This window comes from Sphingomonas sp. (assembly GCF_031380695.1).
In the GTDB taxonomy this organism is placed as follows: Bacteria; Pseudomonadota; Alphaproteobacteria; order Sphingomonadales; family Sphingomonadaceae; genus Sphingomicrobium.
Genome location: NZ_JANMWY010000270.1, coordinates 1 through 25,598 on the forward strand (window position 1 = coordinate 1; position 25,598 = coordinate 25,598).

General features: G+C 66.3%; 32 protein-coding genes and 1 pseudogene. 25 read left to right on the forward strand and 8 right to left on the reverse strand.

Translation table 11 applies throughout. From position 1 onward, the window contains the following. The 11 genes from RMN84_RS09675 to RMN84_RS09725 all read left to right on the forward strand — a co-directional run. The coding region (locus RMN84_RS09675; protein WP_309611963.1) for a SufD family Fe-S cluster assembly protein at window positions 1-187 on the forward strand (187 nt) is incomplete at its 5' end. A 403-nt stretch (window positions 188-590) separates the two neighbouring features. Then, window positions 591-1,439 (forward strand): Fe-S cluster assembly ATPase SufC, encoded by an 849-nt coding sequence (sufC, locus tag RMN84_RS09680; RefSeq protein WP_309611964.1) that lies wholly within the window; start codon window positions 591-593, stop codon window positions 1,437-1,439. Next, window positions 1,436-2,167, forward strand: coding sequence for a SufD family Fe-S cluster assembly protein (locus tag RMN84_RS09685; protein WP_309611965.1), 732 nt, complete (start codon window positions 1,436-1,438; stop codon window positions 2,165-2,167). Before sufC ends, RMN84_RS09685 begins: the two co-directional genes overlap by 4 nt. Then, window positions 2,164-3,360, forward strand: coding sequence for a cysteine desulfurase (locus RMN84_RS09690; protein WP_309611966.1), 1,197 nt, complete (start codon window positions 2,164-2,166; stop codon window positions 3,358-3,360). The genes RMN84_RS09685 and RMN84_RS09690 overlap by 4 nt, the downstream gene beginning before the upstream one ends. Continuing rightward, window positions 3,360-3,815, forward strand: a complete 456-nt coding sequence (locus RMN84_RS09695; RefSeq protein WP_309611992.1) for an SUF system Fe-S cluster assembly protein — start codon at window positions 3,360-3,362, stop codon at window positions 3,813-3,815. The genes RMN84_RS09690 and RMN84_RS09695 overlap by 1 nt, the downstream gene beginning before the upstream one ends. Then, entirely contained in the window at window positions 3,815-4,303 is a 489-nt protein-coding gene (locus RMN84_RS09700; RefSeq protein ID WP_309611967.1) for a GNAT family N-acetyltransferase, read from the forward strand. The genes RMN84_RS09695 and RMN84_RS09700 overlap by 1 nt, the downstream gene beginning before the upstream one ends. After that, entirely contained in the window at window positions 4,300-4,656 is a 357-nt protein-coding gene (locus RMN84_RS09705) for an iron-sulfur cluster assembly accessory protein (RefSeq protein WP_309611968.1), read from the forward strand. Before RMN84_RS09700 ends, RMN84_RS09705 begins: the two co-directional genes overlap by 4 nt. A 102-nt stretch (window positions 4,657-4,758) precedes the next feature. Continuing rightward, entirely contained in the window at window positions 4,759-5,436 is a 678-nt protein-coding gene (locus RMN84_RS09710) for a pyrimidine 5'-nucleotidase (protein WP_309611969.1), read from the forward strand. Further along, the gene (gene dapD / locus RMN84_RS09715) at window positions 5,426-6,253 is read left to right on the forward strand and encodes a 2,3,4,5-tetrahydropyridine-2,6-dicarboxylate N-succinyltransferase (protein WP_309611970.1); all 828 of its coding nucleotides are present in this window, start codon (window positions 5,426-5,428) and stop codon (window positions 6,251-6,253) included. Before RMN84_RS09710 ends, dapD begins: the two co-directional genes overlap by 11 nt. A 51-nt stretch (window positions 6,254-6,304) precedes the next feature. Next, window positions 6,305-6,631 carry a type II toxin-antitoxin system RelE/ParE family toxin gene (locus RMN84_RS09720; protein ID WP_309611993.1) on the forward strand — a complete coding sequence of 109 codons (327 nt, stop codon included), beginning with the start codon at window positions 6,305-6,307 and terminating at the stop codon, window positions 6,629-6,631. 2 nt (window positions 6,632-6,633) lie between these two features. Then, the gene (locus RMN84_RS09725) at window positions 6,634-6,924 is read left to right on the forward strand and encodes a helix-turn-helix domain-containing protein (RefSeq protein WP_309611971.1); all 291 of its coding nucleotides are present in this window, start codon (window positions 6,634-6,636) and stop codon (window positions 6,922-6,924) included. A 191-nt stretch (window positions 6,925-7,115) separates the two neighbouring features. Here RMN84_RS09725 and RMN84_RS09730 read toward each other — a convergent pair whose 3' ends face one another. After that, entirely contained in the window at window positions 7,116-7,679 is a 564-nt protein-coding gene (locus tag RMN84_RS09730; protein ID WP_309611972.1) for a TlpA disulfide reductase family protein, read from the reverse strand. Window positions 7,680-7,695: 16 nt separating this feature from the next. Here RMN84_RS09730 and argH point away from each other — a divergent pair, with 16 nt between their 5' ends. The 3 genes from argH to RMN84_RS09745 are packed head-to-tail and all read left to right on the forward strand — an operon-like array spanning window position 7,696 to window position 10,240. Next, window positions 7,696-9,072: an argininosuccinate lyase gene (gene argH, locus RMN84_RS09735; RefSeq protein WP_309611973.1), complete on the forward strand. Its 1,377-nt coding sequence runs from the start codon at window positions 7,696-7,698 to the stop codon at window positions 9,070-9,072. Then, entirely contained in the window at window positions 9,069-9,386 is a 318-nt protein-coding gene (locus RMN84_RS09740) for a hypothetical protein (protein ID WP_309611974.1), read from the forward strand. Before argH ends, RMN84_RS09740 begins: the two co-directional genes overlap by 4 nt. Next, window positions 9,383-10,240 carry a UTP--glucose-1-phosphate uridylyltransferase gene (locus tag RMN84_RS09745; RefSeq protein WP_309611975.1) on the forward strand — a complete coding sequence of 286 codons (858 nt, stop codon included), beginning with the start codon at window positions 9,383-9,385 and terminating at the stop codon, window positions 10,238-10,240. The genes RMN84_RS09740 and RMN84_RS09745 overlap by 4 nt, the downstream gene beginning before the upstream one ends. On the opposite strand, the gene RMN84_RS09750 is transcribed toward RMN84_RS09745, so the two are convergent. Together RMN84_RS09750 and RMN84_RS09755 are read right to left on the reverse strand one after the other, a co-directional pair. After that, window positions 10,237-10,782 (reverse strand): response regulator, encoded by a 546-nt coding sequence (locus RMN84_RS09750; RefSeq protein WP_309611976.1) that lies wholly within the window; start codon window positions 10,780-10,782, stop codon window positions 10,237-10,239. The genes RMN84_RS09745 and RMN84_RS09750 overlap by 4 nt on opposite strands. Before the next feature lie 41 nt (window positions 10,783-10,823). Further along, complete coding sequence (locus RMN84_RS09755; protein WP_309611977.1) at window positions 10,824-11,390, reverse strand: HNH endonuclease; 567 nt, start codon at window positions 11,388-11,390, stop codon at window positions 10,824-10,826. 195 nt (window positions 11,391-11,585) lie between these two features. On the opposite strand from RMN84_RS09755, the gene gluQRS reads away from it, so the two are divergent. The 9 genes from gluQRS to RMN84_RS09800 are packed head-to-tail and all read left to right on the forward strand — an operon-like array spanning window position 11,586 to window position 17,953. Then, a complete protein-coding gene (gene gluQRS, locus RMN84_RS09760; RefSeq protein WP_309611994.1) occupies window positions 11,586-12,410 on the forward strand; it encodes a tRNA glutamyl-Q(34) synthetase GluQRS in 825 nt (274 codons plus the stop codon). A 9-nt stretch (window positions 12,411-12,419) separates the two neighbouring features. After that, window positions 12,420-12,623: an HIG1 domain-containing protein gene (locus RMN84_RS09765; RefSeq protein ID WP_309611978.1), complete on the forward strand. Its 204-nt coding sequence runs from the start codon at window positions 12,420-12,422 to the stop codon at window positions 12,621-12,623. A gap of 18 nt (window positions 12,624-12,641) precedes the next feature. After that, window positions 12,642-13,229 carry a cob(I)yrinic acid a,c-diamide adenosyltransferase gene (locus RMN84_RS09770; protein ID WP_309611979.1) on the forward strand — a complete coding sequence of 196 codons (588 nt, stop codon included), beginning with the start codon at window positions 12,642-12,644 and terminating at the stop codon, window positions 13,227-13,229. Next, a complete protein-coding gene (egtB, locus tag RMN84_RS09775) occupies window positions 13,199-14,431 on the forward strand; it encodes an ergothioneine biosynthesis protein EgtB (RefSeq protein ID WP_405051475.1) in 1,233 nt (410 codons plus the stop codon). The genes RMN84_RS09770 and egtB overlap by 31 nt, the downstream gene beginning before the upstream one ends. Beyond that, entirely contained in the window at window positions 14,415-15,410 is a 996-nt protein-coding gene (gene egtD / locus RMN84_RS09780) for an L-histidine N(alpha)-methyltransferase (RefSeq protein ID WP_309611980.1), read from the forward strand. The genes egtB and egtD overlap by 17 nt, the downstream gene beginning before the upstream one ends. A 60-nt stretch (window positions 15,411-15,470) precedes the next feature. Further along, window positions 15,471-15,782, forward strand: coding sequence for a YggT family protein (locus tag RMN84_RS09785; protein WP_309611981.1), 312 nt, complete (start codon window positions 15,471-15,473; stop codon window positions 15,780-15,782). A gap of 4 nt (window positions 15,783-15,786) precedes the next feature. Further along, window positions 15,787-16,686, forward strand: a complete 900-nt coding sequence (gene folD / locus RMN84_RS09790; RefSeq protein ID WP_309611982.1) for a bifunctional methylenetetrahydrofolate dehydrogenase/methenyltetrahydrofolate cyclohydrolase FolD — start codon at window positions 15,787-15,789, stop codon at window positions 16,684-16,686. Continuing rightward, window positions 16,683-17,327, forward strand: coding sequence for a hypothetical protein (locus RMN84_RS09795; protein WP_309611983.1), 645 nt, complete (start codon window positions 16,683-16,685; stop codon window positions 17,325-17,327). Before folD ends, RMN84_RS09795 begins: the two co-directional genes overlap by 4 nt. Continuing rightward, window positions 17,327-17,953 carry a MarC family protein gene (locus tag RMN84_RS09800; RefSeq protein WP_309611984.1) on the forward strand — a complete coding sequence of 209 codons (627 nt, stop codon included), beginning with the start codon at window positions 17,327-17,329 and terminating at the stop codon, window positions 17,951-17,953. The genes RMN84_RS09795 and RMN84_RS09800 overlap by 1 nt, the downstream gene beginning before the upstream one ends. Here RMN84_RS09800 and RMN84_RS09805 read toward each other — a convergent pair. Continuing rightward, complete coding sequence (locus tag RMN84_RS09805) at window positions 17,950-19,767, reverse strand: AcrB/AcrD/AcrF family protein (RefSeq protein WP_309611985.1); 1,818 nt, start codon at window positions 19,765-19,767, stop codon at window positions 17,950-17,952. The genes RMN84_RS09800 and RMN84_RS09805 overlap by 4 nt on opposite strands. Window positions 19,768-19,847: 80 nt before the next feature. On the opposite strand from RMN84_RS09805, the gene RMN84_RS09810 reads away from it, so the two are divergent. Then, window positions 19,848-20,270, forward strand: coding sequence for a GtrA family protein (locus tag RMN84_RS09810; protein WP_309611986.1), 423 nt, complete (start codon window positions 19,848-19,850; stop codon window positions 20,268-20,270). Between the two features lie 16 nt (window positions 20,271-20,286). Further along, complete coding sequence (locus RMN84_RS09815) at window positions 20,287-21,015, forward strand: class I SAM-dependent methyltransferase (RefSeq protein ID WP_309611987.1); 729 nt, start codon at window positions 20,287-20,289, stop codon at window positions 21,013-21,015. Here the strand turns inward: RMN84_RS09815 and RMN84_RS09820 are convergent. From RMN84_RS09820 to RMN84_RS09835, 4 genes and pseudogenes are all read right to left on the reverse strand, one after another. Further along, a complete protein-coding gene (locus RMN84_RS09820) occupies window positions 20,949-21,968 on the reverse strand; it encodes a glycosyltransferase family 2 protein (protein WP_309611988.1) in 1,020 nt (339 codons plus the stop codon). The genes RMN84_RS09815 and RMN84_RS09820 overlap by 67 nt on opposite strands. Further along, on the reverse strand, window positions 21,965-23,524 hold the full coding sequence (locus RMN84_RS09825; RefSeq protein ID WP_309611989.1) for a hypothetical protein: 1,560 nt from the start codon (window positions 23,522-23,524) through the stop codon (window positions 21,965-21,967). Before RMN84_RS09825 ends, RMN84_RS09820 begins: the two co-directional genes overlap by 4 nt. A 51-nt stretch (window positions 23,525-23,575) precedes the next feature. Next, window positions 23,576-25,150, reverse strand: a complete 1,575-nt coding sequence (locus RMN84_RS09830) for a hypothetical protein (protein ID WP_309611990.1) — start codon at window positions 25,148-25,150, stop codon at window positions 23,576-23,578. Then, window positions 25,147-25,598: pseudogene (locus RMN84_RS09835) on the reverse strand (argininosuccinate synthase domain-containing protein); the annotation flags it as partial. The gene RMN84_RS09830 and the pseudogene RMN84_RS09835, both read right to left, overlap by 4 nt.

A 25,598-nucleotide genomic window follows, 5' to 3' on the forward strand; every position in this document is an offset into this window, starting at 1 on the left:
AGCGACGACCAGCAAGATCAGCGAAGACCAGCTCTTCTACGCCCAGATGCGCGGGTTGGACGCGGAGGCGGCAGTGGCGCTGATCGTGAATGGGTTTGCGCGCGAAGTACTCAAGCAACTGCCGATGGAGTTCGCGGTCGAAGCGCAGAAGCTGCTGGGGATTTCGCTTGAGGGGAGCGTGGGGTGAAAAAGATTCTGTCGGCGTTGATTCTCATTACAATCGCGAGTCCGGCCGTCGCTCAGGGGATTCCCGAGCCGAAACCTACAGCTCGAGATATATATGTCGGTTGCTCTCTATTCGTCCACAATACGGACGTCCCCACGAACGAGCGGGGACATAGCCAACCTTACAGTGCCGCTATGTGCGCTTTATACAGTCTGCTCGCCATTCGTGACCGCGAGAGCAGGGTCGAAGGTAAAGATGACACACTTCGGTTCTGCCTTCCCAAAACCGCTGAGGCGTCTCAGAATCCAAGCCTCGCGATGGCCTACGCCTATATCGACTTCTTCGAGAATCGGAGTGCTTCGTTAGCGGGAAGAGCCGGGAATGAAGCCTACGTTGCGTCGATGATTCTAAAGTGGCCATGCTAATGCTCCAAATTGAAAACCTCCACGCCACGGTTGCCGGTAAGCCGATCCTCAACGGCTTGTCCCTCACCGTCCCGACCGGCGAGATCCATGCGATCATGGGGCCCAATGGCGCGGGCAAGTCGACGCTCGCCTATGTCCTTGGCGGGCGGCCGGGGTATGAGGTGACGGGGGGGAGCGTGATGTTCACCCCAGCCCGTCACCCCGGCCCCCGAGCCGGGGTCCCGCTTCTGACTGTGGGCGGCGACGAAGAAGGAAGAAGCGGGACCCCGGATCAAGTCCGGGGTGACGGGGATGATTTGGACCTCCTCGCCCTAGCCCCCCACGAACGCGCCGCCGCCGGGCTGTTCCTCGGCTTTCAGTACCCCGTCGAAATCCCCGGCGTGTCCTACCTCCAGTTCCTCCGCGAAAGCCTCAATGCGCAGCGGCGCGGGCGCGGCGAAGCCGAACTCAGCGGCGCCGAATTCATCCGCCTTGCCAAGGCCCAGGCGGCGCTGCTCGGCATGGACGCCGACATGCTCAAGCGTCCAGTCAACGTCGGCTTTTCCGGCGGCGAGAAAAAGCGTGCCGAAATGGACCAGATGGGCATCATGGCGCCTCGCCTCGCGATCCTCGACGAGACCGACAGCGGGCTCGACATCGACGCGCTAAAGGCGGTCGGTGCGGGCATCAATGCGATCATGCGCGCGCCCGACAAGAGCGTGCTGCTGATCACCCATTACCAGCGGCTGCTCGATTACGTCCGCCCCGACCGCGTGCATGTCCTCGATCGCGGCAAGATCACGCGCAGCGGTGGGCCCGAATTGGCGCACGAGCTCGAGCGCGAAGGTTATCAAGAGGTGGCGGCGTGACTGCGCTCCCGACCCGCAAACTCGAAGCCTATCGCTACGCCGACATTGCCGCGCTTGGCGACGTGTGGGACGCGCTGGCCGCGCCGGAAATGCTGCACATTGCTGCGGGCGAATCGGTGCAGCAAATTTGGCTCCCGACGCACGACGACACGCAAATCCGCCGCGCCCAAATTACCCTCGCGGCGGGCGCTTCGGCACATATTTACGCGCTCAATTCGGCAGTGCGTTACGGCCGGTATGAAATCGACGTATCGCTCGAAGACGGCGCGCATTTCGGCCTTAACGCGGCGATCATCGGCGGCGGATCGGCGACGCTCGAAATCATCACCACCGTCCGCCACATCGGCGTCGGCGGCACCTCGCGCCAGGTCATTCGCAACATACTCGGCGGCACCGCCACCGGCTCCTACCTCGGCAAGGTCGCGGTGGCGCGCGGGGCGCAGCAGACCGACTCCGAACAATCGGTCAAGGCGATGCTGCTGGGTCGCGGCGCAACCGCCAACGCCAAGCCCGAACTCGAAATCTATGCCGACGACGTCAAATGCGCGCACGGCGCGACGGTCGGCGAACTCGACCGCGAGCAACTCTTCTACGCCGCGGCGCGCGGCATGGACCCGGCGACCGCCCGCGCGCTGCTGCTCGAAGGGTTTATCGGCGGCCTGTGGGACGGGCTCGACGACCCCGCGATTCGCGATGCCGCGAGCACCGCGCTGAGGGCGATCGCATGAACGCCCCCGTCACATTCTCCACCGCGCTGAGCGTCCGCGACCAGTTCCCCGCGATTCCCGCCGGCTGGCATTATCTCGACACCGCCGCGACCGCGCAAAAGCCGCAGGCGGTGATCGACGCGATCACCAACGGTTATGCGCGCGATTACGCCACCGTTCATCGCGGGGTGTATCAGCGCTCGTCCGACATGACGCTGGCCTACGAAGCCGCGCGCGCAGCGACCGCGCGGTTCCTCGGCGCGGCCAGCGCGGACGAAATCGTCTTTACCAAGGGTGCAACCGAGGCGATCAACCTGGTCGCCTATGCTTTGCCCAAGGACGGCCGCGACCGGGTTTTGCTGTCGGCGCTGGAGCATCACAGCAATATCGTGCCGTGGCAGCTCGCCGGCTATGCGATCGACGTCTGCCCGCTGACCGCCGACGGCCGGATCGACCTCGACGCTGCGGAAAAGCTCGTCACCGACCGCACCCGCATCGTGTCGTTCGCCCATGTCTCGAACGTGCTCGGCTCGGTGCTCGACGCCCGCCACGCCGCCGCCATCGCGCACGGCAAGGGCGCGTTGCTGCTGCTCGACGGTTGCCAGGCCGCACCGCGCCTCGCGGTCGATGTCGCCTCGCTCGACTGCGACTTCTACGCCCTCTCCGGCCACAAGCTCTACGGCCCGACCGGCATTGGCGCGCTCTACGGCCGCGCCGCGCTACTGGAATCGATGGCTCCGTGGCAGGGTGGCGGATCAATGATCGACCGCGTCACGTTCGAAGGCACGACCTACGCCCCGCCGCCGGGACGGTTCGAGGCCGGCACGCCGCATATCGTCGGTGCGCTCGGCCTTCACGCCGCGATCGACTGGGTCGAAGGAATCGGCCTCCCGGCGATCCACGCCCATGAATCCGCGCTGACCCGCGCCGCCCGCGAGGCGCTTCGCCGGACCAACGCCGTCCGCCTGTTCGGCCCCGACGACAGTGCCGGGATCGTCAGTTTCGCCTATGAGGGGGTGCATCCGCACGATGTCGCCACCATCTTGGACGATGCGGGGGTCGCGATCCGCGCCGGCCACCATTGCGCACAGCCGCTGATGGACGTGCTCGGCGTTCCCGCGACGGCGCGGGCCAGTTTCGCCGCCTATTGCGGCGCGGACGATGTCGAGGCGCTGGTCGATGGCCTCAAGCGAGTGAAACGGATTTTCGGATGATGGACGAAGCCCACAAGATCGAAACCGAGACCGTCGACGCGGTCGACGCCCCGGCGCGCGCGCGCGTCACGCCCGACTTCGAGCGGAAGCGCGACTATCTCACCGGTTTCCTCGCCGAGGAAAAACCGCCGGTCGAGACGGGCGGTGCCGGCGGTCCGCTGCAGGAAGCGGTGATCGAGGCGCTCAAGACGATCTATGACCCCGAAATCCCGGTCAATATCTACGAACTCGGGCTGATCTACGACGTCGCCGCGAGCGAGGACGGCGATGTCGTCATCGACATGACCCTGACCACCCCGCACTGCCCGGTCGCCGAATCGATGCCCGGCGAAGTCGAGTTGCGCGTGCTCGCCGTCCCCGGCGTGCGCGATGCCGAGGTCAAGCTGGTGTGGGAACCGGCGTGGGACCCGTCGAAGATGACCGACGAAGCCCGCCTCGAACTGGGGATGCTTTGATGGTGATGACGATTGTCCGCGCCGATTACGCCAATGCGGGCCACGGCCGCGACCTCCTCGCCTTGCTCGATGTCTATGCGCGCGACCCGATGGGCGGAGGCGAGCCGCTGGCTCTCGCCGTGCGGTCGGTGTTGTTGAAGGGCCTGGCCGCACACCCCACCGCCTTTTCCCTGATTGCCTATGACGACGGCGCCCCGGTCGGGCTCGCCAACTGCTTCTTTGGCTATTCGACGTTCGCCGCCAGGCCGCTGGTCAATATTCACGACGTCGTGGTCGACCCCGCGCACCGCTCGAAGGGCATCGCGCGCGCGCTGTTTGCTCAGATCGAGGCGATCGCTGCGGAGGCCGGCGCGTGCAAGGTGACGCTCGAGGTACTGAGCGGCAACCATCGCGCGCGGGCGCTTTATCAGTCGCTCGGCTATGGCGATTATGCGCTCGACGACGAGCATGGCAACGCATTGTTCTGGCAGAAAAGGCTCGCCGCATGAACGTCCAGACCCGCCGCCCGCGCCCCGCCGCGATCAGCCTCACCCCTGCGGCCGAAGCGCGCATTGCCGACTTGATGGCGCAGGCCCCGGCCGACGCCATCGGCGTAAAACTGTCGACCCCGCGTCGCGGCTGCTCCGGCCTCGCCTATTCGGTCGATTATGTGACCGAGGCTGTCGCCTTCGACGAGCGGATCGAAACCCCCGGCGGGACCTTCTTCGTCGACGGCGGGTCGATCCTTTACCTGATCGGCAGCGTGATGGACTGGGTCGAGGATGATTTCGCGGCGGGGTTCACGTTCGAAAACCCCAACGCCAAGGGCGCCTGCGGCTGTGGCGAGAGCTTTACGGTTTAAGCCGCCGCCAACCCTCGCGCTGATGATAAGAGCCTGATTCATGTTCGCGCTGGAAGCGCGGGCGCTTCCATCTCGGACGATCAGGCTCTAGGCGCGCTGGCGATGGACCCGCGCTTTGCCCATGTAACCGACTGGATCTTCGATCTCGACAACACGCTCTATCCGGCGTCGACGCGGTTGTTCGACCTGATCGACGAGCGGATGAGCGCCTATGTTCAGCGGCTGCTCGATTGCGATCCGGTCGAGGCGAGGCGGGTGCAGAAGAATTATTTCCGCGAGCATGGCACGACGCTGGCCGGGCTGATGCAGCATCATGATGTCGATCCGCATCATTTCCTCGACGACGTCCACGATATTGCGCTCGACCGCATCGCACCCGACCTCAGGCTGGGTGAGGCGCTGCGGCGGCTGCCGGGGCGGCGGTTCGTGTTCACCAACGGCGACAGCAGCTATGCCGGGCGCGTGCTGGCGGCGATCGGCATCGGCGAGGATTTCCACGGGCTGATCGATATCCATGCCACCGGGTATCGTCCGAAGCCCGACGCCCATGGCTATGCCCTGCTGGTCGACCGGTTCCGCATTGATCCGGCCAGGGCCGTGCTGGTCGAGGACATGGCCAAGAATCTTACGCCGGCCAAGGCGCTCGGCATGACTACCGTGTGGGTCGACAATGGCTCCGACCACGGCAATCATCTGCACGATGCGGACGCGATCGACCTGACCATCACCGACGTCGCCGACTGGCTGACCATATTACCGGAGGACGCCCATGTCGGCTGAACTGATAGCCACGATCGATGCCGCGTGGGACGCGCGCGACACGCTCGGCACCTCGACGCAGGGCATGATCCGCGACGCGGTCGACGAAGCGATCCGCCTGCTCGATTCGGGCGAGGCGCGCATCGCCACGCGCGACGGCGTCGGCCAGTGGACGGTGCACCAGTGGCTCAAGAAAGCCGTCCTGCTGTCGTTCCGCCTCAACGCCAACGAGGCGATCGGCGGCGCGCCCGGCGGCGCATCGTGGTGGGACAAGGTGCCAAGCAAGTTCGATGGCTGGGACGCCGCCGCCTATGGCAAAGCCGGCTTCCGCTCGGTCCCGGGCAGCATCGTCCGCCGCGGATCATATATCGCCCCGGGCGCGGTGCTGATGCCCAGCTTCGTCAACATCGGCGCCTATGTCGGCGAAGGCACGATGATCGACACCTGGGCGACGGTCGGCAGCTGCGCGCAGATCGGCCGCAACGTCCATATCTCGGGCGGCACCGGCATCGGCGGCGTGCTCGAACCGTTGCAGGCGGGGCCGGTCATCATCGAGGATGGTTGCTTCGTCGGCGCGCGGTCCGAAGTCGCCGAGGGCGTGGTGGTCGAGGAAGGCGCGGTCATCTCGATGGGTGTGTTTCTGGGCGCGAGCACCAAGATCGTCGACCGCGCCACCGGCGAGGTGATCTACGGCCGCGTCCCCGCCTATTCGGTCGTCGTCCCCGGCACGATGCCGTCGGACAAGGGCGGCCCCAGCCTCGCCTGCGCCGTGATCGTCAAGCGCGTTGACGAAAAGACGCGCAGCAAGACCAGCATTAACGATTTGTTGCGGGATTGATACGCCATTGACCTATACGTCACTGGCATATAGACGTTCGGCGCGGATGTGATGCAGACCGTAATCGAATTGGCCTTGTTTCTGAGACGCGCGAAAGCGATCATGTCCGACGTGGAACGGACAGCTATAGTCGATTTTCTCGCCACAAATCCGACTGCCGGCGTTCCGCTTGGCGGTGGACTGCGCAAGGTTCGCATTGGACGGGAAGGCGGTGGAAAAAGCGGCGGCTATCGAACGCTGTTTGTGTTCGGCGGCGTCGAAATTCCACTGTTTGCCGTGACGGTTTACGCGAAGAACGAAATGCAGAATTTGACGAAGGCTGAACTCGCCGATGTCGTGCAATTGAGCAAGGCCCTGGTTGCCACCTACGGAGACTGACGATGAGCGTTTACGAAGATTTGGTCCTAGGTCTCAACGAAGCAATCGCCTTTGCCAAGGGCGAGCAGACCGGGGCAATCGTCCATCATATCGCGGTCCCGATTGTCGATGTCGCCAAGATCCGAGCACAGACCGGTCTCTCTCAAAACGCCTTTGCGCGCAGCATTGGCGTGGCCAAGGGGACGCTCCTCAACTGGGAGCAGGGCCGTCGTCAGCCGACCGGGCCGGCGCAGGTCCTTCTGGCGATGATTGCGCGCAAGCCGTCGCTGGTGTCCGAGCTTCTTCGGAATTAGTTCACGACGGCAAAAATCGCCGAAATAACTTTCCTACAGCCCCGCGCTCGTGCCACGTCGGACTTGGCTGTTCTTCATCGCCGATCCGGCACCTCCAACGCTAACGCGGGCCGGCGAACATATCTCGACCGTGCGAACTTTAGTGAACTTTGGCCGCTCCGCCACTCGTCATCGCATTCGCGAATGCGGCGTTACTTCGCGGCCGCCAGATCCCGCGCCGCCGCCGCGCTCGTCCAATCCCGATCGCCGACGAAGCGCCACACCTCGCGCCCCTCGCTGTCGTAGAGGATGCTCGTCGGCAGCACTGGCGCCCCCGCCTTGCTGCTCATCGCCAGGTCGGCGTCCTGATAGGTGTCGAGCGCCTTGATGCCATGCTCGGCGAGGAAGGCGATGACCGAGGCGATCGGGCCGGTGTCCTGCGACAGGGCGACGACATCGACCGGGCCCTTCTGCGCCGCCAGCCGGTCGAGCGTCGGCAATTCCTTGACGCACGGCACGCACCAGCTCGCCCACAGGTTGATCAGCACCGGCGACCCCTTGAACTCGCTCAGCGCGGTGTCTTCGCCGTCGCCGTCCTTGATGACGATGTCGGGCATTGGCTGCCCGGCATGGCTACGGTCGATGCCCTTGGCCGGGTTCTGGTCGGCAGCGGGCGTGGCCGCGCTCGGCGCGCCGTCTTGCCGCTCCGCCGCCTTTTGCCTATCGCAACCGCCGAGCGCGAGGCATCCGCCGAGGAGTAAGACGATCAGTCGCACGGGCAATTCCAATAGCATGTGGGGCGGCCGGTTCGCGGGTGGACCGGCGGCGGTGATGCGCGAGATAAATGCCTCGATCGCGATCGACAAGCGATTGTGGCGCGAGGACATCGCCGCCAGCCGCGCCCATGCCGCGATGCTCGCCGCGCAGGGCATCCTGTCGAGCGAGGACGCCGCCGCGATCGACTCCGGCCTTGAACAGGTCGCGGCCGAAATCGCCGACGGCAAGCTGGTCGAGGACCCCGCGCTCGAAGACATCCACATGCATGTCGAACATCGCCTCGGCGAGCTGATCGGGCCGGTGGCAGGGCGGCTGCACACCGCCCGCTCGCGCAACGACCAGGTCGCGACCGATTTCAAGCTGTGGGTGCGCGGCGCGATCGACGAGGCGCTGCTGGGGATCGACGCGCTCGAAGCCGCGCTGATCGCCCGCGCCGACGAACATGCCGCCACCGTCATGCCCGGCTTCACCCATTTGCAGTCAGGGCAGCCGGTCACGCTCGGCCACCATTTCCTCGCCTACCGCGAGATGCTCGTTCGCGACCGCAGCCGATTTGCCGATTCCCGGACGCGGATGAACGAAAGCCCGCTCGGCAGCGCGGCGCTGGCCGGTACCGGTTTCGCGCTCGATCGCGTCGCCACCGCCACCGCGCTGGGGTTCGACCGGCCGACCGCCAACAGCCTCGACGCCGTGTCCGATCGTGATTTCGCGGTCGATTATCTCCACGCTGCGGCGCTGACCGCCGTCCACCTCTCGCGGTTGGCGGAAGAGATCATCCTGTGGGCGTCGCAGCCGTTCGGATTTGTCAGGTTACCTGACGCTTGGTCGACCGGCTCGTCGATCATGCCCAACAAGCGCAATCCCGACGCCGCTGAGCTCGTGCGCGGCCACAGCGCGCGGATCATCGGCGATCTCGTCGCCATGCTGGTGCTGCTCAAGGGCCTGCCGCTGGCCTATGCCAAGGATCTTCAGGACGACAAGCCGCCGGTGTTCGATGCCCATGACCTGTTAGCGCTCAGCCTCGCCGCGATGGCCGGGATGGTTGCCGACCTCGAATTCGTGCCTTCGAAGATGCGCGCCGCCGCCGCCGCCGGCCATGCCACCGCGACCGATCTCGCCGACTGGCTGGTGCGCGAAGCCGACGTCCCGTTCCGCGAGGCGCATCATATCGCCGGGCGTGCGGTCGCGGAGGCGGAAGCGGCTGGTAGCACGCTCGACGGACTAACCCTCGCCGACCTCCGGGCAATCGACCCGCGCATCCGTGCCGACGCGCTCGCCTGCCTTACTGTCGAATCGTCGGTCGCCTCGCGCACTTCGGCTGGCGGCACTTCTCCGGTGCGGGTAAAGGAGGCCGTCGCCGCCGCCCGCGCGGCCAGTCGGAGTCCCGCATGACGCGCAAGCTGCTGCTTTTCTCGCTCACCCTGCTCGCCGGCTGCGGCAAGATCGCGCCGATCGAGCCGGGGCCGGGCCGGTCCCTCCCGGTCAAGCCGGCGATGGCCGCGACCGTGCCGACTGCGGAGGAGTTGCTGACCCCGCGCGCCGACGCCGCGCCGCAGCGAGTCGACGAGCTGATGAAGCGGTCGGCGCCGCGCAAGGCCGACCGCTTCGACCTGCCCCCGCCCGACGGCGGCGCGCCCCTGCTCCCAGTCGGCGCGACTCCGCCGCCCGCTCCGTCCGATCCCACTGTTACGGCGACCCCCAAATGACCATCCGCCCGCTGCGCAAAGCCGTCTTCCCGGTCGCCGGCCTCGGCACTCGCCTGCTCCCCGCGACCAAGACCATGCCGAAGGAAATGCTGACGGTGGTCGATCGCCCGCTGATCCAGTACGCCGTCGACGAAGCGCGCGAGGCGGGGATTGAGCAGCTGATCTTCGTCACCGGTCGCGGCAAGTCGAGCCTGGTCGACTATTTCGACTTTGGCTTCGAACTCGAAACGACGATGGAGAAGGCCGGCAAGAGCCGCGCCGCACTCGACGGCTCGCGCACCATCCCGGGCGAGCTGATCTCGGTCCGCCAGCAGCAGCCGCTCGGCCTCGGCCATGCCGTGTGGTGCGCGCGCCATGTCGTCGGCGACGAGCCGTTCGCGGTGCTGCTGCCCGACGACCTGATGGTCGGCGGCGCGCTCAGACAGATGGTCGAGGCCTACAACCGCGTCGGCGGCAATATCGTCTGCGCCGAGGAAGTCGCCCCGGAAAAAACTGCCAGCTACGGCATCGTCACCCCGGGCAGGACTGAGGGCAACCTTACCGAGGTCATCGGCCTGGTCGAAAAGCCCCGGCCCGAAGTCGCGCCGTCACGGCTCGGCGTGATCGGCCGCTACATCCTCCAACCCGACGTGATGCGCATCCTCGATGCCAAGGAAACCGGCGCGGGCGGCGAGATCCAGCTGACCGACGCCATGGCCAAACTGATCGGCCTGCAGCCGTTCCACGCGGTCAAGGTCGATGCGGTGCGTCATGATTGCGGCGACAAGGCGGGATTCGTGCTGGCCAATATCGCGCTGGCGCTCGACAGTGAGGAACTGGCCCCGCGCGTCCGGGAATATCTCGCCGGGCGCTAGTTGCGCCCGACCATCGCCGACAGCCGCTGCAGGGCGCCCTCGCTGTCCTTGAGCGCCTGGCGCATCTCGCCCAGCTCGATCGCCCGCCGCACGACCCGCGCGTCCAGGCTCGCATTGTCGGCGCGCAGTTCGCGCATCGCCCGCCCCCGCGCCAGCAGCCGCTCGATCCGCGCGATCAGCAGATCATGGTCGAACGGCTTGGCGACGATATCGTCCGCGCCCGCCGCCAGTGCGCGGATCGCGCCGCCGCTGTCCGATCGCCCGGCGATCAGGATCACCGGCACGTCGCGCAGGCTGCTGTCGTCGCGAATCATGCGGGTCAGCTCGGTCCCGCTCCTCCCCGGCAGCGCCAGTTCGGCCAGCACCAGGTCGACCGGCAGCCGGTACAGCTCGGCAATGCCCTTCTCCGCGCTTTCGGCGGCAGCTACGCGGTAGCCGACCTCGTTCAGCCGCCGCGCCATGACCCCCATCGCGCTACGATTGGGCTCGATCAGCAACAGCCGCGCAGCCTCGCGCCGCGGATTGGAAAAAGGCAATTCCATGCGCCGTTAATTAAAGGCGAATGGTTAATGCCCGGTTGAGGTCACGCCTCCAACTCGACATCCCAGTAGAGGTAATCGCGCCAGCTGCGGTGCAGATAGCCCGGCGGGAAGCTTTTGCCATGATCCTGCAATTGCCAGCTGGTCGGGCGGATCGGCTCGCGCGAGATGTGCATCTGCGCCTGGCGTGGGGTGCGCCCACCCTTGCGCAGGTTGCACGGCGCGCAGGCGGTGGCGACATTCTCCCACGTCGTCCGTCCGCCCTGCGCGCGCGGCACGACATGGTCGAACGTCAGCTCGCGGTGGCTGCTGCAATAGACGCAGCGGAAGCGATCACGCAGGAACAGGTTAAAGCGGGTGAACGCCGGATATTCGCTCGGCCGCACGAACTGGCGCAGCGCGATGACCGACGGCAGCTTGAGCGCCAGCGTCGGCGAATGCACTTCGCGGTCGTAGTGGGCGATGACGTCGACCCGCTCCAGGAACATCGCCTTGACCGCCGTCTGCCACGGCCACAGGCTGAGCGGATAATAGCTTAGCGGCGTATAGTCGGCGTTGAGCACCAGTGCCGGGCAGCCATCGGGATGGCGGATGAGATCGGGGTGATACACGAGCGCGCAATGCCTTTCGTCCGGTCGATCCGAACTGCGCTCCCCGGCCCCGTCGCACGCAAGGAGGAGAAGCCCGAACGGACCTGCTTCCCTTGTGACGCGCCGGATGCCAAGCCGACGTGACAACAGCAAGACAGCACGCCGGATGAATCGCCGTCAAGAGTCAATTCCGCCACAGCCTGGTTTCTGGCGATGATGGTGACCCGCTTCGCCCCGTCACCGACCGGGCTGCTTCACCTCGGCCATGCCTATTCCGCTGCGATCGCCGCCGCTTCGGGGCGCTTCCTGCTCAGGATCGAGGATCTGGACCGCGGTCGCAGCCGCGCCGAGTTTGTCGCCGCCATCCCTGACGACCTCGCCTGGCTCGGCCTGACGCCCGCCGAACCCCCACTGGTCCAGTCACGGCGCGGCGCGCATTACGGTGCGGCGCTGGAGCGATTGCGTGGGCAGGGACTTGCCTACCCGTGCTTTTGCACCCGCGCCGACATCACCGCCGCCCTCACCGCTCCCCATGGTGCAATACCCCATTACCCCGGCACCTGCCGCAGCCTGCCCGACGATCCGGCTCGCCGCGCCGAAATCGCGCACAGCTGGCGGTTGGACATCGCGGCGGCGCTCGCCCGAACCGGGTTGCCCTCATGGCGCGAGGGCGATCGCCTCTACCATGCCGCCCGCGCCGACCTCGACGACATCATCCTCGCCCGCAAGGACGCCCCCGCCGCCTACCACCTCGCCTGCGTCGTCGACGATGCCGCCAGCGGTGTCACCCTGGTCACGCGCGGTGTCGACCTGAGGCCCTCCACGCCGGTTCAGCGCCTGCTCCAAAACCTGCTTGACCTGCCCGAACCCGGGTATTTTCACCACCGCCTGGTCACCCACGCCGAGGGTCGCCGCCTCGCCAAGCGTGACCGCGCCCCGACCCTCGCCGCGATGCGGGCGGACGGCATCGACGGTCGGACTCTCGCCACCAATTTGCTCGCCGGGCAGCTACCCCTAGGATTCGGCTGGGCGGACGCCTAGATTGGCGTCATGACCATCCTCCTCATCCTCCTCATCGTCACCGCCATGGCCGCGACGGCCTATGTCCTCGTTCGCGGAGTCATCTCGATGGCTTCGGGCAACGGCCTCAATGGCGAGGCACAGCAGAACTGGATGCGCAAACGCGTGCTGTTTCAGGGGATCGCGATCGCGCTGGTCGTGCTGATCTTCATCGTCGCCGGCGGACGCGGCTAACAGTCGTCAGGCACTGAAGTGGTCAAGCTCAACAAGATCTACACGCGCACCGGCGATGCGGGCGACAGCGGGCTGGTCGATGGATCGCGCGTGTCGAAGGCGAGCGCCCGGATGATCGCGATTGGCGACGTCGACGAAGCCAATTCGGCGCTCGGCCTCGCGATTGCTCACCTCGGCGCCCACGCTGGCGCCCACCGCCACCACGCAGCCCTGCTGCGCATCCAGAACGAGCTGTTCGATCTCGGCGCCGACCTCGCCACCCCCGTGACCGACGCCGCCGATCCTGACTGGGCGCTGCGCATCGTTCCCGCCCAGGTCGATCGGCTCGAACGCGAAATCGACGCGATGAACTTGGACCTCGCCCCACTCGCCAGCTTCATCCTACCCGGCGGCTCGCTCGCCGTCGCCGCGATCCACCTCGCCCGCGCCACGGTGCGCCGGGCCGAGCGCGCTGCCGTCGCGCTGGCTGCCGAGGCGCGCATCAATCCGCCCGCGCTGACGTATCTCAACCGGCTGTCGGACCATTTGTTCGTGTCCGCGCGTTCGGTGGCGAGCGATGAGGGAGGTGATGTGCTGTGGCGACCCGGAGCGACCCGCGAGAGTTAGGAGCGCCGCTGGCGCAGCGCCTCGCCGCGACCCGCGCCCTGACGCTCGCTCTGGCCCAACCACTGTCCGACGCCGACGCCGCGATCCAGCCCTTTCCCGACGCCTCGCCCGCCAAATGGCACCTCGCCCATACGACCTGGTTCTTCGAAACGTTCGTCCTGCGCGATGCCGGCGTCGCACCCTATGACGATCGCTTCGCCTATCTCTTCAACAGCTATTACGAGGGCGAGGGCGATCGCCATGCCCGCGACCGGCGCGGCATGCTCTCCCGCCCCAGCCTCGACGAGGTCCGCGCCTGGCGCGCCCATGTCGACGAAGGTCTCGACCGCGCGCTGCCCTCGCTTGGGCCGGGGGCGCTCGCGCTAGTCGAGCTCGGCATCCACCATGAGGAGCAACACCAGGAACTATTCCTCACCGACATCCTCGCGACCCTCGCCGCCAACCCGCTCGAACCGGCCTATGGCGAAGCCACCCACTACCCCGGCACCGCTGCGCCGCTCGAATGGATCAACAACCCCGACGGCCTGACGATGATCGGTGCCGACCCCGCCACCCCGTTCGCCTTCGACTGCGAACGCCCGCGCCACCGCGCCTTGCTCCACCCGCACCAGCTCGCCTCGTGCCCCGTCAGCAACGCCGACTGGGACGCGTTCATCGCCGACGGCGGCTACACCACGCCGACACTATGGCTCAGCGAAGGCTGGGACTGGGCGCGTCGCGAAGCCGTCACCGCTCCGCTCTACTGGCGCGAAGATGGCACCTACTTCACCCTCGCCGGGCGCGTCGCTCGCGCTTCCGCCGCCCCGGTCGCGCACATCAGTTTTTATGAGGCCGAGGCCTTCGCCCGCTGGGCTGGTGCCCGCCTGCCGCGCGAGGAGGAATGGGAGCATGCCGCCGCCAGCGACGATCCCGCATCTGGCCAGCAACTCGATCACGCCGCCGCCGTCATCCCTGCCACCAAGACCGGATGGTTCGGCGCGGTCTGGGAATGGACCGGTTCGGCCTACCTGCCCTATCCCGGCTTCGTGCCTGAAGAAGGCACGGTCGGCGAATATAATGGCAAGTTCATGAGCGGCCAGATGGTCCTCAAGGGAGCCAGCTGCGCCACCCCGCGCGGGCACGTCCGCGCCAGCTATCGCAATTTCTTCCCGCCATCCGCGCGATGGCAGTTCAGCGGAGTTCGCCTTGCTCGAGACTGCTGACACCACGCCCGCTGAGGACATTACGACCGAAAGCTCGACCGTCGATCCTGCGTTCCGCGACGACGTGCTGCGCGGCCTCGCCGAGCCGATCCCGGCGATCCTCGCGCGCTGGCTCTACGACCGGCGCGGGTCGGAGCTGTTCGACGATATCACCCGGCTCGAGGCCTATTATCCAACCCGCACCGAAACCGCGCTGCTGACCCGGATCATGCCCGAGATCGCCGCCGCGCTCCCCCCCGGCATGGCGGTGGTCGAGTTCGGTGCCGGCTCCGCGACCAAGACCCCGCTGCTGCTCGACGCGATCCACCCCGCTTCCTATGTCCCGATCGATATCAGCGGCGATTATCTTTACGAAGCCGCAGGCGTGGTCGACGAGCGCTTCGGCCAGCTGCCGGTCTATCCGGTCGTCGCCGACTTCACGCGCGACCTCGCCCTACCGAGCGAAATTGGCGCACAGCCCCGGCTCGGCTTCTTCCCCGGATCGACCATCGGCAATTTCGTGCCGCGCAGCGCGACCGATCTCCTCCGCCACTTCCGCGCGCTGCTCGGCACCGGCGCGCGGCTGTTGATCGGGATGGACCGGGTGAAGTCGGTCGACCGGCTGATCGCCGCCTATGACGACCCCGAGCGCGTGACGGCGGCGTTCAACCTCAACCTGATCGATCGCATCAACCGCGAGCTTCACGGCACCATCCCGCCCGGCGCCTTCGTCCACGAAGCGCGCTGGAACGACATGCTCGGTCGCATCGAGATGCACCTGGTTGCCGTTCGAAACGTCAACTTCACCATCGAAGGCCGCGCGTTCAGCTTTGCGGCGGGCTCCTCGATCCACACCGAAAACAGCCACAAATATGGCGAGCGCGGCGGCCGCCTGCTGCTGCTCGCCGGTGGCTGGACCCCGGTCGCCGAATGGACCGACCCCGCCGCCGATTTCGCGCTCATCCTCGCCGAAGCCCAGCCCAACCGCTTCGCGCCCTAGCGCCTGACGGCATCAGGCTCTGAAGTTGCCGGTTCGATGCGGCCCCGCTAGGACGCCCCGATGAACACCGTCGCCGCACTCTTCGCCATCCCGATCATCCTGCTCAACATCCTGTGGTGGGTCATCATCGTTCAGGCGATCCTGAGCTGGCTGCTGGCGTTCAACGTCCTCAACACCGGCTCGCCGGCGGTGCGCCAGATCGCCAACGCCCTCGACCGCGTGACGGCACCGCTCTACCGCCCGATCCGCCGCCTGCTGCCCGATTTCGGCGGCATCGACTTTTCGCCGATGGTCGTGCTGATCCTGATCATGATCGTGCAAAAGCTGCTGGCCGGCGTCGCGATGGACGTCACCACTGCTGGCATCGCCTGAACCTATGCCGCGATCGTCGCTTGCCCGCAGCATCGACGGCAAGGCTGCAGCGCTCGCCCTGCGCGCCGAGGTCGCCGCCGAAGTCACCCGCTTCACCGCCGCCACCGGCCGCGTCCCCGGCCTCGCCGTCGTCCTGGTCGGCGAGGATCCCGCCAGCGCGGTCTATGTCCACTCGAAGGGCAAGGCCACGATCGACGCGGGCATGCAGGGTTTCGAACACCGGCTGCCCGCCGACACCAGCGAAGCCGCTCTCCTCGCCCTCGTCGACTTGCTAAACGCCGACCCGGTGGTCGACGGCATCCTCGTCCAATTGCCGCTTCCGTCACACATCGACGCCGACAAGGTCACCACCCGTATCGATCCTGATAAGGACGTCGACGGCTTCCACCCGGTCAACGCCGGCCGTCTCGCCATCGGCTTGTCCGGCTTCGTCCCGTGCACGCCGCTCGGCTGCCTGATGCTGTTGCGCGCCGAGCTTGGCGACCTCTCGGGCAAGAGCGCGGTCGTGATCGGCCGCTCGAACATCGTCGGCAAGCCGATGGCCCTGCTGCTGCTCGGCGATAGCGCGACCGTGACCATCGCCCACAGCCGCACGCGCGATCTGCCCGCCGTCGTACGCCAGGCCGATATCGTTGTCGCTGCCGTTGGCCGACCGGAGATGGTCAAGGGCGACTGGCTCAAGCCGGGGGCGACCGTGATCGACGTCGGGATCAACCGCATCGACAAGCAAGAGGGCAAAAGCCGCCTAGTCGGCGACGTCGATTTCGCCTCGGCCAGCGCGGTCGCGGGCGCGATTACCCCGGTCCCCGGCGGAGTCGGGCCGATGACCATCGCCTGCCTCATCCGCAATACGCTCGTCTCGGCTGCGCGCCGGGAGCATTATCAAATGGAGAAGCGCCTGTGATCGCGTTTATTTTTGCTGCCGCCGGGCTTACCCCTGCTGCCGCCCCTACCGCCATCGACGCCGAGCGCGCCTTTGCCCGCGACGCGCAGCAGTCGGGCCAATGGGCCGCCTTCCGCAAGACGGCTGCGCCTGACGCGGTCATGTTCACGCCGAAGGTGGTCTGGGCCCGCGATTTCCTCAAAAACCGCAAGGAGCCGAGGTCCGCCGTTCGCTGGTGGCCCGCCGCCAGTGTCACCTCTTGCGACGGCACAGTCGCGGTCAATGGCGGCCCCTATGTCGCCGGCGACGGCAAGCATCACGGTCGCTTCACCACCGTCTGGCTCAAGGGCAGTGACGGCTGGCGCTGGATTTACGACGGCGGCGAGGCGACCAAGACCCAGCTCTCGGCCCGCCGCGCCCCGATCGTCCGCCGCGCCGCGTGCAGCGGCAAGCCGAGCGGCGCCCCGATCGCCAGCGCCCCGACGCTCGCCACCCCGCCGGCACCCGACGCCGAACCCAACGACTTCGGCCGCGGCGAATCGGGCGATCGCACGCTCGGCTGGGACTGGAAGGTCGAGGCTGACGGCACCCGCACCTTCCGCCTGTTCCAGTGGACCGGCCGCCGCTACGCCCAAGTGATCCATCAGCGCATCGCGCCGTAATGCTTGCCCTGTTCGCCTCGGCGCTGGCCAGTTTTCTGGTCATCATCGATCCGCCGGGCTGCGCGCCGATCTTCGCCTCGCTGACCGCCGGCACCTCGGCCGATCACCGCCGCAAGATGGCGTTGCGCTCATCGCTGATCGCCTGGTGCATCCTGATCTTCTTCGCGCTGCTCGGGCGCTCCTTGCTCCACGCGCTCGGCATCACCCTCGCCGCCTTTCGCCTCGCTGGTGGCATCATGCTGTTCATCATCGCGCTAGAGATGGTGTTCGAAAAGCGCACCCAGCGCCGTGAGGAGCGGGCCAATGCGGTCGAGGCCGAGGGCGCGGACGATATCTCGGTCTTCCCGATGGCGATCCCGATGATCGCCGGGCCCGGCTCGATCGCTACAGCCATGCTGCTGACCGCGCGGGCCGAGGGCGTATCCGAGACGCTCGTCGTGCTCGGCGCGATGAGCATCGTCATCCTGCTGACACTGATCGCGCTGCTCGCCGCTGGGCCGATCATGCGGTTCGTCGGGGCGAAGCTCGAAGCGATGATCACCCGCATCCTCGGCGTCATCCTCGCCGCGCTGGCCGCCCAGTTCGTCGTCGACGGCCTCCGCCAGAGCTTCCCGGGACTATCTTAGCCGACCACGCGATACATTTTCATCGGATTATCCGTGGGCAGCGCCACCGGCTCGAGCCATTTCGGCACCTGCCCGCGCGTCAATTGCCCGTAGAAACCCTTGGGCGCCTCGACCATGAAGATTGTCGTCTGCGACATGCCGGGGCAGGTCAGCACATAGTCGGCGTGGTGCTTCAGGATGATCGCATGCGCCTCGTCCGCCGTCCCGCGGAATGCGTGCATCACGTCGCCGATCGCCTCACCGTTGCGATGATAGGGACCGGCAATCGAATCATGATGGGTCACCGCGATCAGCCGCGGCGCCAGGTCGACGAAGGTGAACACTACGCCCTTGGGCTGCAGCGCGACCGGCTTCATCGCTGCCAGAGTTGGGCATTGGCCGTTGGCCGTGCCGATCGAGCGCTCGTATTTGGTCGCCTTCTTGTCGGGGACGAAGTCGAGCGCCAGTGGGACCAGCGCGCCTAGCCCGGCCAATACCGCGACCGACGTCCCCAGCACCCGCACGATGCTGTTGTTCGACGCAAAGGCGCGCGGGGCGAGGATCCACGGCAGCGCTACCGCGCCAGGAATGGCGAGCAGTTGCGCCGCCGGCCCGGTCCGCGTCTGCCAGAACAGCAGCGCGCCGGCGGTCAGCGCGGGGGCCGCGACCGCAATCACCGCCCGCAGTTTTGCCCGATCTTCCCGCCATGTCCAGCCGAGCAGGATGTAGCCGATGAGGCCGGATACTGGCAGCGCGAGGATCAGCGAGGCAACTTGCCAACCATGGGTCCACACCGGCCGCGCCTCGCGCACATGGCTCAGCCACAGTTGCGCCACTTCGGGCGACACCCCTTCCAACCGCGACAGGCATTTCGGCCACATCAGCGAGTGGAACGCAGCGATAGCCAGCCCCGCTGCTGCGGCAAGGGCGAGGCGAGTGGTCATTCGCTCCACCCGGATTATCGCCAGCCCGACCATAAAGGCCCCGGCCAACAGCGCATCCGACAGCCACACCGGCGACAGCGCGTCGCACACCGGCAGCCGGTTGGCGTAGGAAGCGAACGCCGCGAACCCGACCGCGCAGCCGCCGCTCAAGCTCGCGGCATAGGCCAGCAGCCGCCGCCGCTGGTCGGCCGCATCGACCCAGAACAGCACCATCGCGACCCCGCCGAGCGCGATGTAGATGATCATCTCCAGCCCGATCGAGAGCGAAACGGCGCTGACCAGCCCCAGCGTGACGCCGCCGCGCGCCGCCTTCGGATCGGCGGTCCCGGCAATCCCCAGCGCCAGCAGCGCCAGCTGCCAGCCATGATGGTCGATCCGCGTCGGGTTATACATGCCCAGCATCGATCCGGCGAAGAACACCGCGACTATGGCCAGCGGCCACGCCGCCAGCCCGACCAGCCGCCGCGTGACCAACGTCAGCCCGATCAGCGCGGGGAGGAGCGGCAGGAGCGGCGCCACCGCCACCGCGATCCGCTCGGCATCGGCCCCGCCGACGAACGACCGAAACGCCAGGATTAGCCCCGCGATCGGCAGATCGACAATCCGCGACCAGTGGATGTTGGCCCCTGCCGGCGGGTCCATCCGGTAATTGCGCAGATCATACCAGTCCTGCCCGGCCAGCAGCGCACGGACTTGGCTCATCCGCATATTATCGTCGGTGTCACCCAGCATGAAGCCCAGTACTTGGCGCCAATGCTGCCACAACAGCACCATGCTCAGGCCGATCCAGGCGAGCAGCAGCAGCCCGCGCCAATGACGCTCGATCACCCCTCGCATATGGAGGGCGAGCGCCTCGGCCCGGCTTTCAAATCCTTGCGCGCCGGTTTGCATCTCGTCCCTCGTCCGCTAACGCGTCGCCTCTAGCTGCTCGGTCTCCAGCGGCAAAGCGGGTTCGCCAATACGTGCAAGCAATGATCAACAGGCTAACGCGCCGGCTGTCGGACGAACAGCGGACCGTCGCGCTTCAGCTGGCGCGCTTTGCCATCACCGGCGGACTGGTGACGGCGCTCAGCCTAATCGTCTATGCCGCCATCGCGGTGTGGCATCGCGGCCCGCCGCAACTCGCCAATCTCCTCGCCTATGTGGTCGCCGCCGCGACGGGCTATATCATGCACAGCCGGTGGAGCTTTCGCGGCCATGGCCGCCGCGACAACACCGCCCGCACCACCACCCGCTTCGCTGCCGTCTCGCTGATCAGCTATGCGCTCAACAGCTTCTGGGTGTGGCTGTTCACCCACCCGCTCGGCCTCGCCCCGCAATGGCCGATGCTGCCGATGCTGTTCGTCACCCCGGGCGTCACCTTTCTGCTCAACCGCAAATGGGTCTTCGCCTGATGGCCAAGGAAATCTGATGGAACGCGAGATCTTCGATCGCATGGCCGAACTCGACCAGACCCACTGGTGGTATACCGCCCGTCGGCGAATCCTGTCGGCGTTCATAGCGCGCGAAATCCGACCGCCGGCCGGTGCGCGCATTCTCGAAATCGGCTGCGCCACCGGTCATAATGTGCCGATGCTGCGCCGCTTTGGAACGGTCGACGCGGTCGAGATGGACGGCGAATCGCGCGCCATCGCCAGCAAGCGTCTCGGCATCGACGTGCGCAACGCCTCGCTGCCCGAATTGGTCGGCGTTCCCGAGGATCATTACGACCTCGTCGCCCTGCTCGATGTGATCGAGCATGTCGGTGACGACCACGCCGCGCTCACCGCGATCGCCCGGCGACTTCGCCCCGGCGGGCGCATCCTGCTGACCGTCCCGGCGCATCAGTGGATGTGGAGCGGGCACGACGTGCTCAACCACCACCACCGCCGCTATTCGCGCAAGGCACTCGCTGCGCTGGTCAGAGATACTGGCCTGAAGCTCGATCGTATCGGCTATTTCAACAGCATCCTGTTCCCGCTCGCGGTGGCGGCGCGGATGGCACGCAAACTGACGGGCAAGGATGGCAAGGACGACGCGCTGCCTGCGGCGCCGGTCAACCGGCTGTTCGCCGCACTATTCGGGGCAGAGGCCTATCTGCTGGGCAGAGTGCCGTTGCCACCCGGGCTTTCGCTGGTCGCGGTCGTTTCGGCGACTTGACCGAGCCGCGGCCGGGGCCGTGCCTCGCCGCCGGTGACAGCCTGCACCACATACAACGGACGCTGCTTCGACTCGGTATAGAGACGGCCGATATACTCGCCCATCAGGCCCAGCACGAACATCTGAATCGCGCCGAGCACGACGACCACCAACATCACCGAAGTCCAGCCCGGGTTCGAGCGGCCGGTCAGCCAGCCAAACAGGATGTAGCAGATGATCAGCCCCGATCCGGCCGACAGGGCCAGCCCGGCGTGGCTGGCCAGCTTCAGCGGCGCCGAGGAAAAACTGGTCAGCGCGTCGAGCGCGAAGCGGATCATCTTGCCGAGCGGGTAATTGGTCTCACCTGCAGCGCGCCCGGCGCGGTCATAGGGCAGCGGCACTTGGCGGAAACCGATCCACGCGACCATGCCGCGAATGAAGCGCGCCTGCTCGGGCATCGCCAGCAGCACATCGAGCGCGCGGCGGGTCATCAGACGGAAATCGCCGGTATCGACCGGAATGTCGATCTCGGTCATCGCCGACAGCAGGCGATAGAAGCCATGGGCCGTGGCCAGCTTGAACCGAGTCTCGCCGGCGCGGCTGCGGCGCACGCCATAGACGACGTCCGCTTGCTCGGCGCGCATCGTCGCCAGCATCTCGGCCAGCAGCTCGGGCGGGTCCTGCAGGTCGGCATCGACGATCATGATGTAGTCGCCGTGACACAGGTCGAGCCCGGCGGTCAGCGCCAGCTGGTGGCCATGATTGCGCGAGAGGTTGATCGCGACCAGGTGCGGGTCGCCCGCTGCAAGCGCCTCCATGATCGCCCAGCTCGTGTCGCGCGATCCGTCGTTGATCAGGACCAGCTCATAATCCTCGCCGAAGCTGGTCCGAGCGGAATCGGTCAGCCGCTGATGGAGCAGGAGCAGGCATTGCGCTTCGTTGAAGCAGGGAACGACGAACGAGAAGGCGGTCATGGATCCAGCTTGTAGAGCAGGGAACGATGCCCGCGCCAGACCAGTGTCATCTGGCTGATGTACGACGGATCGAACGCCGGCGGGTCCATCATCCAGACATAGTCGAACTGGTTGCGCGGGAACCACGCCAGCGATCGCTCGATCATCCAATGCTCGTTGTTGGCACAGGGTCGCGGCTGGACCTGCTGCGAAGGATCATGGGCGAACCAGCCGAGTGTCTCGGCGTTGCGCACCCCCAGCAACTTGCTGTCGGTCATTGGCCACTGGTCGTTGCTGAAGCCGTCGCGCCGGACGATCGCCAGTGCGCCCAGATGGGCGTTGCGCGGTAGGGCCCAATCGTCGCCGCAGCGGTGACCGACCAGCGACAGCACGCGCGCGCCGGCCGGGATGTGCGCGAGCGCCTCCAGCTTGGCCTGTTGGTCGATCGACGCCGACGTGAGGCTGATGGTGTTGCCGGCCAGCCTAACGGCACAAAACAGCAGCCCGACGATGGCCAGTGCGCGCGCGGTTGGCAAATGCGTGTCATGTTTGAACCGGATCGACAGCAACACGACGGCGATGATGTAGGGCACCAGTCGCATGTCGGCATAGGCCGAGGCAAAGATGATCCGCGGCAGGATGATGTAGACCGCAGCCAGGACCAGCGCGCTGAACAGCAGGTTGCGCGAAAAGGTCAGCTTTTTGAGGATGATGACGGCCACGACAAGCAGCCCCGCAACTGCCACGCTGGCCTCGTCGTACCAGCCCCAGCGATCGCGCAACGCCGCCTTCACCCAGCGCCACTTCATCTTGAAATTGAACCAGTCGTGAGCAAGCGCGCCGGAGTCACCATGCTGCCAGTAAAGAGTCAGGAACAGCGGGAGGATCATCACCGAGGCGTGGAGTGCACCATGGATTCCGGCCATGAACCAGTTGCGACCGCGGTCGTGCTGGCGGACTGATTCGGCGGAGAAGGCGAGCAGGCCGAGCAGGCCCCAACCAAAGGTGTGGACCATCCACAGCAGCAGGCTGATCGGCACGAACAGGATCAGCCGCAGCCGCGTCGCATTCAGCCGCGCCATGCGCAGCCACAGGCCGAAGGCGAGGAAGGCGAGCGCCATCGACAGCGAGAAGTTGACGAAGCCGAACAGGAACGGGTGGCCATAGACGAACGGCAGAGCGAAGAGGGCGGTGGGCGGTAGGACGTGGTGCACTTCACGTGCCACCCACAGGAAACCGGCGACGGTCAGCGGCGGGATGGCGAGGACGAGGAGCTTGGTGCCAAGCTCGAGACCGAACAGCTTGGCCATCGGCACGATCAGCAGGTCGAGCCCCAGATTGCCCATCAGCGACCAGTGATAGGTGAAATATTGCTGGAGGTGCGGCGAGGTGGCGAGGCCGAGTTCGACCCGATACCGCCCCATGTGGCCGGGCAAGTCGACCAGCGGCGGGATCGGCGGGTAGAGCAGGGGAATCATCGAAGCGATGATCAGCGCCGCGATGAACGCGCGCGTTTCCCACCACGGCCGGGCCGCAGGACTCAGGTCGGGCAAAAGGTCAACGTGGGTGGCGAGCATGGATCAAGGCCAGGCAGTGAACCTTCGTCCCTAGCCGATCCGGACCAATTGTCACGTCCGCGTGCTGCCCTGCACAATTGCCGTGGTTTCGGGCCTGATTCGGAAGAGCAGCGACGTGCCGTTGCGCCTAAGCAATTGCCACCCAGCCACCAGCCGAGGATCGAACGGCGGCGCGTCGGTGATCCAGACATAATCGAACTGATCGCGCGGAAATACAGCGAGCGACCGATTGATGGCCCAATGCGCCGATGTCCCGCAAGCATTGGGCCGAACATGCTGCGACGGATCATAAGCGAACCAGCCAAGTCGCTCCCGGTCCTTGATCAAAAGCAAGGGCGCGCCCGGCACCTCCCACTGATTGTTGACGAGCGCATCGCGGCGTACGATCAGCATCGAGCCGAGCTGTGACTTGTGCGCAAGCTCCCACTTATCGCCGCACGGCTGGCCGGTGAGATAGAGCAGCCTTGCGCCCATCGGGAGCCGATCCGTAATCGCCAGGTCGCGCTGCATGGCGTCGGACGCCATCGCGAAGCTGACAGTGTTCGTCGCAAGGCGAACGACGGTGAACAGCAGGCCGGCAACCGCAATCGAGCGGGCAAGGCGCACGTCGACCGCGTCGCGAAAATGGATCGCGAGCAGGGCCGTGGCAATCATGAACGGCACCACGCGCATGTCGGCAAATGCCGATCCGAACACGATCGTGGGCAACAGCGTGAAGAGCATGACCATTGCCAATGCCGAGACCGCCAGGTTGCGCGAGAAGGTCAGCCGGTCGCTGAGGATCGACCCGATCAGGACGGCGGTGGTCGCGATCACGCCGAGCCAGTCGTAATAGCTCCATCGATCACGCAGGGCGGTTTCGAGCCACAGCAGCTTGGCCTGCCAGTTGAGCCAGTCGCCCGTCGTTCCGCCGGCCGCACCGTGACGCCAGAAGAAGAGCAGAAGAAAGGGTCCAGTCAGACACAGCAGATTGATCCCGGCCGGAACCAGAGAACGGGGCCAGCTTCGGCCGTCGTCGTGAAGCCGAACCACTTCGGCCGAAAGGCATAACAGGCCCAGCGTGCCCCAGCCGAACGTGTGGCAGATAAAGACGACGAACGAGATGGGCACGAATACCACGGCTCGAAGCCGGAACTGGCCAGTGCGGGCGAGCCTGAGCCACAGCGCCAGCCCCAGAAAAGCAAGCGCCATCGACAGTGCATAGTTGACGAAACCGTAGAGCAACGGCTGCCCGTAGGCGAAGGGGATGGCGAACAGGGCCGTCGGCGGTACCCGGCCATGAACTTCTCGCGCGACCAGCAGGAAGCCGGCGACCGTCAGTGGCGGGATCGTGAGGATGATGAGCTTGGTACCAAGTTCGACCCCGAACAGCTTGGCGACGGGGATGATGAGTAGGTCGACACCAAGATTGCCGGTCAACGACCAATGAAATTCGTAATAGCGTTGAAGCCACGGCGAGTTGGCCAGGTTCAACTCGACATGGAAGCGGCCGATATGCCCCGGCAGGTCGACCAGCGGGGCGATCGGCGGGTAGAGCAGGGGAATGGTGGAGAGCAGGACCGCCACAGCAAGAAACCACCGCCGCTCCCACCATGGAGCCGACCTGGTCGGCGGTGCTTCGTTCAACCCCGATCCCTCCGTCCGAGCAGGCGCAGCCGCAGGGCGTTCAATTTGATGAAGCCCTCGGCGTCGCGCTGGTCGTAGGCGCCGGCGTCGTCTTCGAAGGTCACGACCTTCTCGCTGTAGAGGCTCATGGCTGAGCGGCGGCCAGTTATGTGCGTGCCGCCCTTGTAGAGCTTCAGCCGTACCTCGCCCTCGACGTTCGCCTGGCTATGGTCAATCGCGGCCTGGAGCATCTCGCGCTCGGGGCTGAACCAGAAGCCATTGTAGAGCAATTCCGCATAGCGCGGCATCAACTCGTCCTTGAGGTGGGCGGCACCGCGATCAAGGGTTAGCTGCTCGATCGCGCGATGGGCGGCGTGGAGGATGGTCCCGCCGGGCGTTTCATACATGCCGCGCGACTTCATCCCGACGAACCGGTTCTCGACCAGGTCGAGGCGGCCGATGCCGTGGC